This is a genomic window from Aquirufa salirivi (assembly GCF_045310485.1).
In the GTDB taxonomy this organism is placed as follows: domain Bacteria; phylum Bacteroidota; class Bacteroidia; order Cytophagales; family Spirosomataceae; genus Aquirufa; species Aquirufa salirivi.
On record NZ_JBEWZH010000005.1, the window covers coordinates 59,950 to 72,847 of the forward strand.

Here is a 12,898-nt window from a genome sequence, read left to right on the forward strand (position 1 = left end):
ATTAAAATAAGCTCAAACATTTAGTATACGGTCAACAAGGAATTTCTTATATTCGTTTTTTTAGCCCGCAAATTTATGCTCATTTATGGATTAGGTTTACTTGCCTTTAGTTATTTAGCAGGTCAATTATTTGGAGATTTTTTAGGTGAAATGATTGGTGTTCAAGCCAATGTAGGCGGTGTGGGATTTGCCATGTTGCTACTGGTTCTTTTACATAACTATTTTCAAAAAAAACAATGGGTCAAATCCAATTTTGATGAAGGAATTGGATTTTGGAGCAATATGTACATCCCCGTTATCGTGGCCATGTCGGCCAGTCAAAATGCCCTACTCGCATTTAATCACGGCATACTCCCTATTGTCGCAGGAACCCTCATTGTCATCATTGGCTTTGCCTTAGTTCCTCTTATTTCGAGCATAAAAACCACACATTCATGAATATCATTTCCTTTTTTGAGAAAAATGGTATGATTACTAGTTTTCTCTTCATCGCTATCATTATGTTGATAGCTGATCAAATTTCCACCAGGCTTTTACGTAAAAAAATACCCGGTTCTGCCATTGCCATTTTATTGGGTTTACTGTTGGCCTATTATGGAGGGATGATAACAGGTGGAGAAAAAGGAATTGCCGATTTTCCGCTTTTCAATGGTTTTAAATTAGTAGGAGGTTCCATGTTCAGGGATTTCTGCATTGTTTCCACAGCTTTGGGCGTAAGCTTTCCTGTCATGATACAAGCTGGAAAAGCCGGCATCATTTCATTGATATTGGGTTTGTCTCTTTCTTTTATCGTGGGAGTTTGTGTGGGCTTAGCTTTTGGATATCACGATGCCGAAAGCCTCGCGACCATTGGGGCAGGAACATTAACGTTCATTGTAGGTCCTGTAACAGGTTCAGCTTTAGGAGCTAGTTCAGATGTAATCGCATTAAGTGTGGCTACAGGAGTAGTCAAAGCCATTGTAGTAACCGTGTTTACCCCCTTGGTCGCGACTAAAATTAAACTAGACAATCCACATGCAGCTATGGTTTTTGGAGGACTCATGGGAACCACGAGTGGAGTGGCAGCAGGTTTAGCCGCCACAGACCAAAAGCTCGTACCTTACGGAGCATTAACCGCTACTTTTTATACGGGTTTAGGGTGTCTACTTTGTCCAAGCGTCTTTTATTTAGCCTTAAAAGCTATGATATAAACAATACTTTCAAGTCGTTTTTGGTCACCTTACCCATCGCATTTCTTGGCAATTCAGAAAGGAATACATACTTTCTAGGAACTCGATAGGCCGGCATTTTACTTCGCATAAAAGTATTCAATTCATCTGTACTACTATTGGATTTCAAAACCACCGCTGCTGCAACAATTTCTCCCCATTCTTCATCTGGTAAACCGACTACAGAACAATCTTCTACACTGGGGTGAGTTCTTAGTACTTCTTCAATCTCCAAAGCGGATAATTTATATCCTCCCGATTTAATGATATCGGTGGAATTTCTTCCCAAAATTCGATAATAACCATCCGTTAATTCGGCCACATCCCCGGTTTTGAACCAGCCATCTTCCGTAAATGCTTCTTGACTCGCTTTTTCTTTTCCCCAATATTCCTTGAAAACCGTTGGCCCTTTAATTTGGATTTCGCCAGGCTGACCTTCCACCATTCTATTTTCCTCATCAACCAATCTAACTTGAACACTCGGTAATGGCATACCTACATGCCCAGCCCGTCGCTCTCCTTGATAAGGATTACTAATAGCCATGCCAATTTCTGTCATTCCGTACCTTTCCAATAAGCGCTGCCCACTTAAAACTTCCCATTTTTCCATCACAGAAACAGGCAAAGCCGCTGAACCCGATATCATGAGACGAAAAGCTTGCATACACGTTTTTAGTTCATTTCGTTCACGGTCGGTCAGTGATTCCAAATAAGCAATAAGCTTAAAATAGATGGTAGGTACCGCCATGAATACGTTCAATGCCCCTTGCTTAAATCGAGTAAAGATTTCCTCAGGCGAGAATTGTGGCAAAAATTGAACTTTTCCTCCTACGTACAAGGTGGCAGATATCACATTAATAATCCCATGAATATGGTGCAAAGGCAAAACACAAAGCGTGTGATCATTGGCCGTGTAATTCCATGCTTCTACCAAGGATTTAATTTGACTTTCTATACCATGATGTGTACTTAACACCCCTTTAGGAAGGCTAGTGGTGCCACTAGTATACAATATCATAGCTCCCCGATCCACCACCACTTCAGGTAATGGGGTTTGATCTAATTGGGGCATTTCTTCCCAAATAAGCAATCGAACACCCGCCTCCTGGCAATAGTCGGAGAGCAATGAGGTAAAACTAGCTGAGCAGATGAAGGTCTTCGCTCCTGTATCTTGAAGGATGTATTTGATGGAATCCAAAGGATGGGCTAACGCTACGGGGACTGCAATACCTCCTGCCAACCAAATCCCCCACTGAGAAGATACATAGGCAAATCCTGGCTCCACCATATAGGCCACAGGGGACTCATCTAAGTCCGATTGATCCCGCAATAGTGCACTAGCAATTTGTTCTGATCGATCAATCAGCGTGGAATACGTGTAGGTGGAAGTGCCAGATAAAAGAGCGACTGAATCTCCAAATGTTCGAGCATTCTGTTGAAAATATAACATAGTTTATACGGGATAATTCATATACAATGTATTGAATCAAAAAGATTCAATAGACTTAAAATTAGGACAAATTATCCAATAAATCTTGCACGCTCACAAAGTGATAGGTAAAATAATGATCTGAAATTAGTGATTCAATTAGAAGAATGCGTCCCACAATAAATAACGAATTTCAAGCGCCTTTTTGGAAGCCTGTAAAACTTCCTCCCATTTATTTTCATCATTCCCACATAATTGACTAACCATATCCATGGCCAAATGGCTATGATGATCGCCATCTACTTCAATATGCCTTTCTATGTAATATCGAAAGGTAGATACCTGCTCTGGAACTTCGGTATATAAGCGCTCCAATAATTGATGAAACATCGAAGGAATTAAATCTTCACGTCCAAAGGTAAAAACCCCTGCCTTCACGTGAATGGGAGCATGCAAAGCTATATCAAACGTATATTCCAAAAATGATTGTACATGTGGATGTAAGCTTATTTCTTGAATCGCATCTTGAATATTCGTCCCCTCACGTACTTTTTCAATGAATAAATCAATGGATACTGTGGAAGCCCCCATTTGAATCATGGCTTTCTGATAGAGTTCAAAATGACTAATCCTGTTTCCTTGTTCATCAACATCCGACTCCTCTCCCAAAACTATTTCATTGATGAAGTATCGAGTATCTGCCGAACCCACAGGAATCCAAGGAAGCTGTACTGAAGTTAAACCGATTTGCAGTGATTTCAACAAACTCATAAAATCCCAAACGGCAAATACATGTATTTGGGTAAATTTTTGTAATCCCGCTAAGTCGCTAATTTTAGCGTAAATAGGGTGGGATAAAAGTTTATTTCTTTCTCCTTCAAGTTCACTTGTAAGGCGTAATAGTTGATTTTCCATATGGGAGAAAACGCCTTTCTTGTCAAAATTGTTTGAACAAATGAGTCCTGATTTTTAAGGATTACAGTAATTACAATACATAGAATCTTCCCATTATTTAGATACGGGATAAATATTTACTTCCTCAAAAAAAAAAATTGACATCGATTATTGAAAAGCCGAGAATTGCACCACACGAACAAGTTGAATTGACATTGTTCATGAATTTAATGAGTGACATTATTTATCTCTTCCGAAAATTGCAAATTGTTTTTGATGCTTGGTTGCAAACGAATAATACTAAATGTTCACAAGTCCCTTGGAAATACATCAATGTATCAATTGGAAAAATATGGGCATTCCAATCGTAATATTAAAAGGGAAAGTCACCCCCAAAGCCATGGGGATGTAAATTCCAGGATCCGCTTTCGGTGCTACCATCCGCATGGCTGCAGGAACAGCAATATAGGACGCACTAGCGGCTAAAATCGCAAAAATCAATCGATTCCCTTGATTATCCGTGACGAATTGACTGATATAAGCTACCATGGAGCCATTAAACAAGGGAAGAAGTATAGCAAAGAATAAAACAAAATAACCCTGCTGTCTAAATGCTGCAATCCGACTAGCCGCAACCATACCCATATCCAGCAAAAAGATGGCTAAAAATCCCTTAAAAATATCGGAAGTGAAGTGTTTAATACCAGCTGTTTGATTCGAATCTGAAACAAAGCCAATCAATAAACTGCCTAAAATCATCAATACGCTTCCGTTCGTTAAAGAATGATGTATGGTTTTCTTCCATTGAAACTTCTCCCTTTGTTCTAGCTGTGATTCCGAAGGAAATAAACTCATCAATAGCAAGCCCATAATAATAGCTGGAAATTCCATGGAAGCCATTACGGCTACCATTTCTCCTCCAAACTTCATCTGATTCATTTCCAGAAAAGCCACAGCACTCACAAATGTCACGGCACTTACAGAACCATACGAAGCAGCTATCGCTCCAGCATTATACGAGTTCAGTTTTGTTCTTAGTATAAAAAATGCATACACTGGAATTATGCTGGCCAAACATAAACCAAAGACAAGGCTTTTGACTATTTCTCCTGTGATTCCAGTAGCCGCCAATTCCGTTCCGCCATTAAAACCGATGGAAAACAAAAGATAAAGAGCTATAAAACTTTTGGATGCCGCAGGTACTTCCAAATCACTTTTTAGAAATTTGGCAAGCATCCCTAAAATAAAAAAGAGTAAGGTGGGATTCGTTAGATTAAATACGAGTAGTTCAAAATTGATCATCAAATGGTGAGTTAAGCTTGTTCTTGTAAAATTCTAAGTAAATTCAATTCCATAATAATCGCAGTTGTTATGCCTATTTTGTCCCATAAAGGATCTGATCCAGATTTAATAAGATAAAGTAGAATGACAATGGAAATGAGATGAATTAGTATGGAAGATGATTTTTTGATATTCATGCGCGTTTTTTTAAATCGGACGCAAAGTAAATACCAAAAATTCATTAATATTATTTAAATTTAGAATGAAATACATAAATAAGATTTATGAATTATACGTTAAATCAACTTCAAATTTTCCTTAAAGTGGCTCAAACGAAGAGCATCACTAAAGCATCCGAAGAGTTAAATCTTACCCAACCCGCTGTTTCGATTCAGATAAAAAATTTCCAAGCTCAATTCGAATATCCCCTAGTAGAAATCGTAGGTAAAAAGCTTTATTTGACTGATTTCGGAAAAGAAATAGCCATATCTGCAGAAGAAATCATAGAACAAGTAATTGCCATCAATGATAAAATGAAGGCATTTAAAGGGCAACTTTACGGTCGTTTAAAAATCTCCGTTGTTTCCACAGGGAAATATGTAATCCCTTACTTTTTAACTGATTTTTTGAAAGCAAATCCTGGAGTGGAATTATCCATGGATGTAAGTAACAGAGGAAAAGTCATGGAAAGTCTTGAAAAAAATGAAGTAGATTTTAGTTTAGTTTCTCTCCCTATTGAAGGGAAAAACTATGAGTACATGGAATTACTCAAGAATGAATTATACTTAGTAGGGAATCGCGATTTTATTTCACAAAATCCTGAATTTAATCCTTCCCATTTTCCCTCTAATCTCCCCTTTATATATCGAGAATTAGGGTCTGGCACCCGAAAAATAATGGAAACTTATTTACAGAATCAAGAGATTCAGTCAGTCAAAAAAATTGAATTAATGTCAAATGAAGCCGTAAAACAAGCCGTCATAGCAGGCCTGGGCTATTCCATCATGCCCATTATAGGAATAAAGAATGAATTGCAAAATGGTTCATTAGTCATTATTCCACAAAAAGGATTACCTATAACTACTCAATGGAAATTGGTTTGGAATATAAGAAAAAAGCACTCCCCTGTAAGTGATGCATTTTTGCAATTTGTCGCGAAAAATAAAGAACAGATTTCTAAAAAGTATTTTACATAAAGAAAGCCAGACACAAAGTGCTTGGCTTTAAAAATTATTTTTTCATTAAATAAACCACCACTTTCATTTATTTCATTGAGCGACAGTTAATTGTGCCACAATATAGGGACGGCTTTTAACAGTAAAAAATTAAAATTCGTTAAGTATATCATTAAAAAAATTTATACATTTTCTTGAAATTATGATGTTCTGATGATTGGCCTTGGATGAAAACATATTCATATATTTAGCGGAATAATTGATTTCAAAGCATCTAAAATAACAGAATGAGCTTAAAAATTGGACAGTAAATCAGCACATTTAAATAGACGATCTTCAATCATCATTCCTCTTTTTTGTACTTAGCTTTAAATAATAAAAAACAGGAATAGGTAAAATAGAAATTTGGTATAAAAAATATACCCATGACCACATATTTCCTATTTTTTGTCCCCCGCGGATAAGCAATAATTGATCTTCTGATTGTCCCTGAGAAAACACGATATTAGATACAACATTCCATCCTAGATGTAGTCCAATAGCCAACCACATGGATCTTGAATAAGCAAAAGAAAAAGCAAATATGGCTCCTGCAAATCCTGTCAAAATAAACACATAAGCCATTTGAAGAATATTCCCCAAAGCCCCAAATGTAAACCAATGATAGATTCCGAAAGCAACAGAAGATATTAAACAGGCTTTATAAATCCCCAACTTGCTAATTGCGATATACAACAACGCTCCTCTAAAAATCAGTTCTTCATAGACCACCGAATTAAACATCCATAAGAGTCGTTCAAAAAAATTACTAGAAGTAAAATTAGGGTTAATGCCAATGCTGGATTTAGAGATATAAACCAACATATACAATCCAAAACCTGCTACCAGAGTAGAACAAATTAGTCCAAAGATTAGATCAAAAAATCGCTGTGAAGAGGGCAATATTCCCAAGGCATTAAGATGGCTTTTGTCAAAAAACCAAAGCAATATCCAAGAAAGGAGCAACTCAACAAATAATCCGGCCATAGTCTCTTTTTCTATCAATTGTGAATTTACCCTCCCAAACAAAACTCCCAAATCACATATACAAATAGCGAATAATCTTGCTTAGTAAGTTTTCTTTTAGCTTAGAAAGGAGAACACGGCATTCTTTCTAATTTTAATGACTCATTTAGTTAAAAAAAGCTCCAACAGCTTCTCCCACTCTTCCTCTAAAGTCACATCCGGTCGATTTTTCTTGGCTCTTCCATACCAATAATCGGCATTCCACAAGTCCCCTTCTTTACGATGTAAATAGGCATGCACCCAAGCAGAATCTCGGTCGTTTAATTGATCTACTTGCGCATGCGCGCTGTCCCAATCCCCTTTGGCATCATACCAAAGACTCTTCAAGATAGGACCAAGATTAGAAGGAGGAGATGAATGCTGCAAAGATTCTTTAAATGATTGTAGGATGTTCATAGAATGATAATGCTGTTTTACTTTTCAAATGTAAAACAAATAAGCGAATCTAAGCAGATGGCATCGATACCTTCCAAGTAGTAATTCCGCAATAAAATGGGTTTAAATCAACAATATCATGGATGTAAATTTGTAAAAGATGTCAATAATTACTGTTAAAGCAATTTGGTGAAATTAAATAAAGATAATTTTATTACATTCATTATCATATCAAGATTAACATATGAAAAACCGGCGTGAATTTTTAAAACAAAGCTCAGGGCTCTTTGGCCTAGCAGCCTTGCATGTAAGCAAAGCACCTAAAGCACGCTTATCTTTTTCAACGTTAGGATGTCCATCTTGGGATTTTTCACAAGTGGTTCAACGGGCTGCAGAATATAAGTATTCAGGAATTGAAATAAGGGGAATAAAAGGAGATTTAGACCTTCCAGCTAATCCCCTATTTTCCCCTACAACTATTTCTTCCACTAGGAGGCGAGTAAGAGATGCTGGTTTGAAAATTGTTAATTTAGGTTCATCAGCCAATATGCATTTTTTAGACCCCAAAAAAAGGCAAAGCAATATGGATGAGGCAAAAAAATACATTGAGCTTGCAAGCCGTTTATCCTGCCCCTTTATTCGGGTATTTCCCAATGACCTACCTAAAGATCAGCCAGAAAAAGAAACCGTTAATGCCATCATTCAATCATTGATTGACTTAGGGGATTTTGCTACATCATCTGGGGTAAAAGTACTTTTGGAGTCTCACGGAAAGATTATAAAAAGTGACATGCTCCTACATATCATGCAAGAAACAAACCATGCTCATGTAGGTCTGGTTTGGGACTTCTTTAATATGTGGTCAATTACGAAAGAGCCCCCTGCTCAGGTATATGCCCTATTGAAAAAGTATATTTTACACACACACATAAAAGATGCAATTGTATCCGATGCAGGCGAAAAATACACGCTCATAGGAGAAGGAAACGCACCCCTTAGCGAAGCCCTTCATGCGCTAAAGGCAGGAGGATATTCTGGCTATTATAGCTTTGAATGGGAAAAACTTTGGCATCCTGAAATACAGGAGCCAGAAATTGCCATTCCACATTTTTCTAAAAAAATTTCAACATATTGGCAGTAAAAATGAGTTTGAAGGATAAAAATACGTTTGATGCCATCGTCATTGGTTCTGGCATAAGTGGTGGATGGTCTGCCAAAGAACTCACAGAAAAAGGCCTGAAAACTCTCCTATTAGATCGAGGTAGAGATGTAAAACATGTGACAGATTATCCAACCGCCATGCATCATCCATGGGATTTTCCACATGGAGGCCAAGTTCCATTAGAGGTTAAAAAAGAATACAAAATTGCCAGTAAAAATTTTATTTTCACCGAAGCCACTTCTCATTTTTTAACGAAAGACGAAGAACAGGCTTACATTCAAGAAAAGCCCTATGATTGGATTCGAGCTTATCATGTGGGTGGCAGATCGCTTTTATGGGGCCGACATACGCAGCGTTGGAGTGATTTTGATTTTACCGGTCCAGCTCGAGATGGATTTGCTGTCGACTGGCCTATTCGTTATCAAGATATCGCTCCTTGGTACAGTTATGTGGAGAAATTTGTGGGAATTTCTGGCAACAAAGACGGTTTGGAAACCTTACCTGATGGTGATTTTATAAAGCCTTATGACTTATCCTGTGTTGAAAAGCATTTTGGGCAAGTAGTAAAAAATACGTATCCTGATCGGCATGTCATTATTGCGCGCACTGCCAATTTAAGTCAAGCTGACAAAATCCACCTATCAGTAGGTAGAAGCCAATGCCAAAACCGAACACTTTGCGAACGAGGATGCCCCTATGGAGGATATTTTAGTAGCAATTCTGCCACTTTACCTGCGGCATATAATACAGGAAATTTAACCCTAAAAACACACGCTATTGCTCATTCCATCATTTTTGATGAGAATAAAAACAAAGCCATTGGCGTTCGAGTGGTCAATGCATTAACTCATGAAATGGAAGAATTTATTGCTTCTATCATTTTTGTGAACGCTTCTCCATTAGCGACTAATTTAATTTTGTTGAATTCCACTTCTTCTCGATTCCCCAATGGACTAGGCAATGATTCTGGAATATTGGGTACACACATGGCTTTTCATAGTTATCGAGGTAGAATTACGGCAGAATATGATGGGGATTTGGCTTATAAAACAGCGGGTAAAAGACCCACTTCTGGATATATCCCACGATTTAGAAATGTGTATAAACAAGAAACTGATTTCTTGAGAGGTTATGCCAGTAATCTATCGGCCAGCAGAATCGTGGAAAACGCCCATGATCTTGTTGGAGAATCGTTAAAACAATCCTTACTAACTCAAAAACTTGGAAATTGGCAAATCAACGTGGGAATGATGGGGGAAACTATTCCCAAGGCACATTCTACCGTTCGCTTAGATAAACAATTAAAAGATAAATATGGGATACCCCAACTAAGAGTTTCGGTGGCATATGACAATAATGATGAGAAGATGTTAAAGGATTTTCATGAGCAATTTACTGACATGTATGAAGCTGCAGGATTCAAAAATATACTGGCCATAGACACGAAACGCTTACCTGGAAATGAAAATCATGAAATGGGAGGAGTGCGCATGGGAAAAGATCCCAATACCTCTATGTTAAATGCTTTTAACCAAATGCATCTTTGTAAAAATGTATTTGTCACCGATGGATCTTGTATGACATCAACCTCCACTCAAAATCCATCCCTCACTTACATGGCACTTACCGCTAGGGCTGTCGATTATGCAATACGTGAAAAAAAGAGGCGGAATTTATAGTGAATTTATTTAATCGCGGCTTTAAGGAATTTTAAAAAATATCAACTTCCCAAAACCGTGCATCCACTAAATTTATCCGTTTTTAGTCAAGAAAATTTTAGCATTGGGGGATAGTATAAGATTAGGACCAAAGCTCAAATTAATTTTTTGTTTCTAGCATTTTGCTTATTCTTATTCATGCTTGTATCATTTTGATTGGAGAAACCTCTCCCTTCGTATTTAACTTCCCTTTAATCTCCAAAACTTCCATTAGGTTGTTTGGAAAAATTTAAAACCATTCAAATGGGGATGGTTTCAGTTGAAATATAGGCTCCAATACCCCCTTGGACACCCTTTTTACTGAGGTTAAAATCTATAATCGCTTTCCATTCATGGGTTAATCAAGTCATTATTTAGAATTATTTTAAATAAGGCCTTGCATTGGGGGCTTCCTTCCCTATATTTGTCCTTATTTAGAATTAGTCCAAATAAAAACATGAAAAAATACACCCTATTTCCATTGATGCTAATGAGCATCACAACATTTGCTCAAAAAATTCAAAGTGACACCACTTTTGTCAAAGAATTGTCGGAGGTTACAGTAACTGCATACCGAAATGATTATAAGATTGATTCCAGTGTAGCTGTATCTAAAATGCCTTTGAAAAACTTGCAAAACCCGCAAGTTTATAATACCATCTCTAAAAATTTATTGAAAGACCAACTCGTCACCAATCTACATGATGCCTTAAAAAATGCAACAGGTATTACCCGATTATGGGAAAGCACAGGAAGAGGTGGTGATGGTGCTGAGTTTTATAGCATGAGGGGCTTTGCACTGCAACCTACTATGATGAATGGTATGCCCAATATTTCAAACGGAACAGTTGATCCTGCTAATATTGAAAGTATTGAAGTGATTAAAGGGCCATCGGGCACCTTGTATGGTGGTAGTTTGATTGCTTATGGAGGATTGATCAATATTGTAACCAAAAGGCCTTATGAAAGACTAGGAGGAGAGGTAGGATATATATCTGGAAGTTACGGACTGAACCGCTTTACGGCCGATATCAATATCCCACTTGGTGATAAAATATTCACACGTTTAAATGTGGCTAATCAATATGAAAAAAGCTTCCAAGATGCGGGCTTCAATAAAGCATTTTACTTGGCCCCAAGTATAAAAATAAACGCGAGCAAAAAATTGACTTTCCTTTTCAATACTGAATTTAAAAATGCAGAGGCTACCAATACCCCGATGATTTTCCTGAACAGATACGCTGCATTATCCTTCAAGGCTATGGATCTATTTGAAAAAAGTTACGAGAAATCATATACATCAAATAGCCTAAGCATGAAAAACCCAAGTTTCAGCATTCTGTCGCAGGCTTTATATAAACTTTCCAATAACTGGACCTCACAAACGATTCTATCAAGAAGTCATACCAAAACCAACGGCTATTACCAGTACCTATGGGATTCTTCGAATGGAAATGAATTTACCCGCTTTATTTCAAAACGTGATGGAGAAACCAATACCTTGGATATACAACAAAATTTTGTTGGCAATTTTACCCTAGGTGATTTCAAAAACAACTTGTTAGTAGGAATAGATTACCTAAGCAGCCAAGTTGAAAATTACAGCACTGGCTGGGTTGCCAATGGTGTAGTATCCTTAGTTAACCAAACCGATAACGGCAAATTAACGACCCAAGGAACGGATCAATTATTGATTAATTCGGCAGAAGGGAATTCCATCGCTGAAACTAAAATTTTGAGTGCTTATGTTTCTGATGTAATCCAATTCACACCGAAATTCTCGACGATGTTGAGCTTGCGTTTAGACAATTTCCAAGGAAATCCATCCATCTGGAGTTCAGATCAATTAACATCTCAAACCACTTTCTCTCCCAAATTTGGGATTGTTTACCAGCCAATACTAAATAAAGTTTCCATTTTTGGTAATTACATGAATGGATTTAAGAATCTGAGTCCTGTAGAAGTCGCTGATGTAAATGGCAATAATCCCACCCTTAAAATTCTTACTCCTGAACATGCCAATCAATGGGAGGTAGGAGTCAAAACGAATTTGTACAAAGACAAAATTGCGCTAACTGCTAGTTATTACAATATCCTGGTTTCCAATAAGTCCATGTCTGACCCCAATAATATAAATAACACCATTCAAGGAGGTGAGGTTGAGAGCAAAGGTTTTGAACTGAGTATGGTAACTAGCCCAATTGAAGGTCTAAGTATCATTACTGGCTATAGCCATAATGAAAATGAAGTGAAAAAAGATACGCCAAACGGTGGGTATTTAGGCTTGAGAACAGAAGAGGCCGGACCTGCCAATCTATTTAATTTTTGGGCTATTTATCGGGTTCAAAAATCAACATTAAAAGGATTAAGCTTCGGCTTAGGTGCTAATTATGCCAGTGAATTCAACACCTTAAACCGTGCTAATATTGGTAGTTTTACCTTACCAAGCTATACCATTTTCAATGCCTCATTTGCTTATACAATCAACCAGTATAGTATCAATTTGAAAGTAGATAACCTGGCCAATACGAAGTATTATGCCGGATGGAGCACGGTTACTCCTCAGCGTTTGAGATCTGTTTCTCTTGGATTCAATTATAAATTCTAATTCA

General features: G+C 37.4%; 11 protein-coding genes. 6 read left to right on the forward strand and 5 right to left on the reverse strand.

Annotation, left to right across the window (positions count from 1 at the left end; translation table 11 throughout):
- Positions 1–75 precede the first annotated feature (75 nt).
- Entirely contained in the window at positions 76–438 is a 363-nt protein-coding gene (gene madL / locus U0R11_RS08045; protein ID WP_406751195.1) for a malonate transporter subunit MadL, read from the forward strand.
- Positions 435–1,190, forward strand: a complete 756-nt coding sequence (gene madM / locus U0R11_RS08050) for a malonate transporter subunit MadM (RefSeq protein WP_406751196.1) — start codon at positions 435–437, stop codon at positions 1,188–1,190. The genes madL and madM overlap by 4 nt, the downstream gene beginning before the upstream one ends.
- Here the strand turns inward: madM and U0R11_RS08055 are convergent.
- The 3 genes from U0R11_RS08055 to U0R11_RS08065 form a co-directional block, all read right to left on the reverse strand.
- Complete coding sequence (locus tag U0R11_RS08055; protein WP_406751197.1) at positions 1,180–2,658, reverse strand: acyl-CoA synthetase; 1,479 nt, start codon at positions 2,656–2,658, stop codon at positions 1,180–1,182. The two genes, madM and U0R11_RS08055, sit on opposite strands and share 11 nt — an antisense overlap.
- A gap of 138 nt (positions 2,659–2,796) precedes the next feature.
- Positions 2,797–3,552 carry a DUF3050 domain-containing protein gene (locus U0R11_RS08060; RefSeq protein WP_406751198.1) on the reverse strand — a complete coding sequence of 252 codons (756 nt, stop codon included), beginning with the start codon at positions 3,550–3,552 and terminating at the stop codon, positions 2,797–2,799.
- 309 nt (positions 3,553–3,861) lie between these two features.
- Complete coding sequence (locus U0R11_RS08065; protein ID WP_329958543.1) at positions 3,862–4,833, reverse strand: sodium-dependent bicarbonate transport family permease; 972 nt, start codon at positions 4,831–4,833, stop codon at positions 3,862–3,864.
- A 263-nt stretch (positions 4,834–5,096) separates the two neighbouring features.
- Here U0R11_RS08065 and U0R11_RS08070 point away from each other — a divergent pair, with 263 nt between their 5' ends.
- Positions 5,097–6,008: a LysR family transcriptional regulator gene (locus tag U0R11_RS08070; RefSeq protein WP_406751199.1), complete on the forward strand. Its 912-nt coding sequence runs from the start codon at positions 5,097–5,099 to the stop codon at positions 6,006–6,008.
- Between the two features lie 315 nt (positions 6,009–6,323).
- Here U0R11_RS08070 and U0R11_RS08075 read toward each other — a convergent pair whose 3' ends face one another.
- Both U0R11_RS08075 and U0R11_RS08080 read right to left on the reverse strand, forming a co-directional pair.
- The gene (locus tag U0R11_RS08075) at positions 6,324–7,013 is read right to left on the reverse strand and encodes a CPBP family intramembrane glutamic endopeptidase (RefSeq protein WP_406751200.1); all 690 of its coding nucleotides are present in this window, start codon (positions 7,011–7,013) and stop codon (positions 6,324–6,326) included.
- A 141-nt stretch (positions 7,014–7,154) separates the two neighbouring features.
- On the reverse strand, positions 7,155–7,448 hold the full coding sequence (locus tag U0R11_RS08080; RefSeq protein WP_406751201.1) for a hypothetical protein: 294 nt from the start codon (positions 7,446–7,448) through the stop codon (positions 7,155–7,157).
- Positions 7,449–7,671: 223 nt separating this feature from the next.
- On the opposite strand from U0R11_RS08080, the gene U0R11_RS08085 reads away from it, so the two are divergent.
- From U0R11_RS08085 to U0R11_RS08095, 3 genes are all read left to right on the forward strand, one after another.
- The gene (locus tag U0R11_RS08085) at positions 7,672–8,568 is read left to right on the forward strand and encodes a sugar phosphate isomerase/epimerase family protein (RefSeq protein ID WP_406751202.1); all 897 of its coding nucleotides are present in this window, start codon (positions 7,672–7,674) and stop codon (positions 8,566–8,568) included.
- Between the two features lie 2 nt (positions 8,569–8,570).
- A complete protein-coding gene (locus U0R11_RS08090; protein WP_406751203.1) occupies positions 8,571–10,268 on the forward strand; it encodes a GMC oxidoreductase in 1,698 nt (565 codons plus the stop codon).
- Positions 10,269–10,743: 475 nt separating this feature from the next.
- Entirely contained in the window at positions 10,744–12,894 is a 2,151-nt protein-coding gene (locus U0R11_RS08095) for a TonB-dependent siderophore receptor (protein ID WP_406751204.1), read from the forward strand.
- Positions 12,895–12,898 lie beyond the last annotated feature (4 nt).

Excerpts from the sequence above, each read along its gene's own strand:
- madL (WP_406751195.1), top strand. The coding sequence starts at position 76 with ATGCTCATTTATGGATTAGGTTTACTTGCCTTTAGTTATTTAGCAGGT.
- madM (WP_406751196.1), top strand. The coding sequence starts at position 435 with ATGAATATCATTTCCTTTTTTGAGAAAAATGGTATGATTACTAGTTTT.
- U0R11_RS08055 (WP_406751197.1), bottom strand. The coding sequence starts at position 2,658 with ATGTTATATTTTCAACAGAATGCTCGAACATTTGGAGATTCAGTCGCT.
- U0R11_RS08060 (WP_406751198.1), bottom strand. The coding sequence starts at position 3,552 with ATGGAAAATCAACTATTACGCCTTACAAGTGAACTTGAAGGAGAAAGA.
- U0R11_RS08065 (WP_329958543.1), bottom strand. The coding sequence starts at position 4,833 with ATGATCAATTTTGAACTACTCGTATTTAATCTAACGAATCCCACCTTA.
- U0R11_RS08070 (WP_406751199.1), top strand. The coding sequence starts at position 5,097 with ATGAATTATACGTTAAATCAACTTCAAATTTTCCTTAAAGTGGCTCAA.
- U0R11_RS08075 (WP_406751200.1), bottom strand. The coding sequence starts at position 7,013 with ATGGCCGGATTATTTGTTGAGTTGCTCCTTTCTTGGATATTGCTTTGG.
- U0R11_RS08080 (WP_406751201.1), bottom strand. The coding sequence starts at position 7,448 with ATGAACATCCTACAATCATTTAAAGAATCTTTGCAGCATTCATCTCCT.
- U0R11_RS08085 (WP_406751202.1), top strand. The coding sequence starts at position 7,672 with ATGAAAAACCGGCGTGAATTTTTAAAACAAAGCTCAGGGCTCTTTGGC.
- U0R11_RS08090 (WP_406751203.1), top strand. The coding sequence starts at position 8,571 with ATGAGTTTGAAGGATAAAAATACGTTTGATGCCATCGTCATTGGTTCT.
- U0R11_RS08095 (WP_406751204.1), top strand. The coding sequence starts at position 10,744 with ATGAAAAAATACACCCTATTTCCATTGATGCTAATGAGCATCACAACA.